A 419-nucleotide genomic window follows, 5' to 3' on the forward strand; every position below is an offset into this window, starting at 1 on the left:
GGTCGGCCCGCCCGCGACCGACTGCGCACCCCCGCCCGCCGTCACCAGCCGGGCCCCGCCGAGCAGCACGTACCCCGCGAAGTAGAGGAGCAGCGCCCCGGTGACGAGCGGCGGCCCGCCACCGTGCCCGTGCCCGCCCCCGCCGGTCATCGTCAGCGCCATGTACGCCATGGCCAGCGAGCCGACCAGGTGGTGCGCGTGGTGCACCCCGCCCCGCAGCAGCCACAGGGCGTGCAGTGCGGCCCCGCAGAAGACGGCCAGCAGGACCGCGGGCCCCCACGGACCGATGCCCGGGGGCACGGCCATCACCGCCATCCCGAAGCCCATCAGGGCCTCGCCCGCCGCCCCGCCGCGGGCCTCCCGCTCCGATCTGCGCGCCCGCGACAGGCAGTACGCACCGCTCACCGCGCACAGCAGGA

1 protein-coding gene is annotated in these 419 nt (G+C 77.8%); it reads right to left on the bottom strand.

Annotated features, from left to right (window positions below):
- Window positions 1–414: DUF5134 domain-containing protein (locus G3I78_RS49210; RefSeq protein WP_343244044.1), on the bottom strand; the 414-nt coding region annotated here is incomplete at its 3' end.
- Window positions 415–419 lie beyond the last annotated feature (5 nt).

The sequence above is a fragment of the Streptomyces sp. SID13726 genome (genome assembly GCF_010548375.1).
GTDB lineage: Bacteria > Actinomycetota > Actinomycetes > Streptomycetales > Streptomycetaceae > Streptomyces.